The 2,500-nt window shown below is 53.5% G+C and carries 1 rRNA gene (cut by a window edge); it reads right to left on the reverse strand.

The annotated features are described in order from the left end of the window. Positions 1–20: 20 nt before the first annotated feature. Positions 21–2,500: ribosomal RNA gene (locus EFD55_RS32680) — 23S ribosomal RNA — on the reverse strand (it continues 398 nt past the right edge of the window).

The following is a 2,500-nucleotide window of genomic DNA, read 5'->3' on the forward strand; positions in this document are numbered from 1 at the left end:
GATGAGCATAGTCAATGAGAACGATCAAGCCGATCGAGCTATTAGTACCGGTAAGCTTCATGCGTTGCCGCACTTCCACACCCGGCCTATCAACGTGGTCGTCTTCCACGGCTCTGATAGGGAACACTCGTTTTCAGGTGGGTTTCCCGCTTAGATGCCTTCAGCGGTTATCCCGTCCATATATAGCTACCCTGCTATGCCCTTGGCAGGACAACAGGTCCACCAGAGATATGTCCATCCCGGTCCTCTCGTACTAGGGACAGATCCTGTCAATATTCCTACACCCACGGCAGATAGGGACCGAACTGTCTCACGACGTTCTGAACCCAGCTCACGTACCGCTTTAATTGGCGAACAGCCAAACCCTTGGGACCTGCTCCAGCCCCAGGATGCGATGAGCCGACATCGAGGTGCCAAACAACCCCGTCGATATGGACTCTTGGGGGTCATCAGCCTGTTATCCCCGGCGTACCTTTTATCCGTTGAGCGATGGCCCTTCCACACGGGACCACCGGATCACTATGACCGACTTTCGTCTCTGCTCGACTTGTCAGTCTCGCAGTCAGGCGGGCTTATGCCATTGCACTCGACGACCGATTTCCGACCGGTCTGAGCCCACCATCGCGCGCCTCCGTTACTCTTTCGGAGGCGACCGCCCCAGTCAAACTACCCACCATACACTGTCCCGGACCCGGATGACGGGCCGCGGTTAGACATCCATGACGATAAGGGTGGTATTTCAAGGATGGCTCCACGGAAACTGGCGTCCCCGCTTCAAAGCCTACCACCTATCCTACACATGCCGACACGAATGCCAGTGTAAAGCTATAGTAAAGGTGCACGGGGTCTTTCCGTCTGACCGCAGGAACCCCGCATCTTCACGGGGAATTCAATTTCACTGAGTCTATGTTGGAGACAGCGGGGAAGTCGTTACGCCATTCGTGCAGGTCGGAACTTACCCGACAAGGAATTTCGCTACCTTAGGACCGTTATAGTTACGGCCGCCGTTTACTGGGGCTTCGATTCAAAGCTTGCACCTCTCCTCTTAACCTTCCAGCACCGGGCAGGCGTCAGACCCTATACGTCGTCTTGCGACTTCGCAGAGCCCTGTGTTTTTGATAAACAGTCGCTACCCCCTGGTCTGTGCCACCCCACAATAGTTGCCTACCATGGGGTCACGCTTCTTCCGAAGTTACGCGTGCAATTTGCCGAGTTCCTTCAACATAGTTCTCTCAAGCGCCTTGGTATACTCTACCTGACCACCTGTGTCGGTTTCGGGTACGGTCTATACGGTGGAGCTATTTCCTGGAACCGCTCCGCTGCCCATCCAATCCAATAAGAATGAACAACTTGTGCAATCCGTCACTACCACCAGGCCCACGAATATTAACGTGGTTCCCATCGACTACGCGTGTCCGCCTCGTCTTAGGGGCCGGCTAACCCTGCTCAGATTAACTTTAAGCAGGAACCCTTGGTCTTTCGGCGAGAGGGTCTCTCACCCTCTTTATCGTTACTCATGTCAACATTCGCACTTCCGATACCTCCAGGAGCCCTCACGGGTCTCCCTTCATCAGCTTACGGAACGCTCCGCTACCACGTGTATTGCTACACATCCTCAGCTTCGGTGCATGGCTTCAGCCCCGTTACATTTTCGGCGCAAAGACCCTTATTTAGACCAGTGAGCTGTTACGCTTTCTTTAAATGATGGCTGCTTCTAAGCCAACATCCTGGTTGTTTTGGGATCCTCACATCCTTTCCCACTTAGCCATGACTTGGGGACCTTAGCTGGAGGTTAGGGTTGTTGCCCTTTTCACGACGGACGTTAGCACCCGCCGTGTGTCTGCCGAGTAGTACTCCCCGGTATTCGGAGTTTGGTTAGGATCAGTAAGACGGTGAGTCCCCATAGCCCATCCAGTGCTCTACCCCCGGGGGTATTCGCTCGACGCTCTACCTAAATAGATTTCGCGGAGAACCAGCTATTTCCGAGTTTGATTGGCCTTTCACCCCTAGCCACAAGTCATCCCAATCTATTGCAACAGATGCGGGTTCGGTCCTCCAGTTGGTGTTACCCAACCTTCAACCTGCTCATGGCTAGATCACTCGGTTTCGGGTCTAATGCAACAAACTAAATCGCCCTATTCAGACTCGCTTTCGCTTCGCCTACACCTACCGGCTTAAGCTTGCTTGTTACACTAAGTCGTTGACCCATTATACAAAAGGTACGCCGTCACCCTTTCAGGCTCCGACTGTTTGTAGGCATCCGGTTTCAGGTTCTATTTCACTCCCCTTGTCGGGGTGCTTTTCACCTTTCCCTCACGGTACTTGTTCGCTATCGGTCATGCACGAGTACTTAGGCTTGGAGAGTGGTCTCCCCATGTTCAGACAGGATTTCTCGTGTCCCGCCCTACTCTAGGACAATCGTGATATCTACGCGTACGGGGCTGTCACCCACTACGGCCGCACTTTCCAGAGCGTTCCACTTTAATCACAATTGCCACTG

The organism is Rhizobium pisi, from assembly GCF_003938655.1.
Lineage (GTDB): Bacteria > Pseudomonadota > Alphaproteobacteria > Rhizobiales > Rhizobiaceae > Rhizobium > Rhizobium pisi.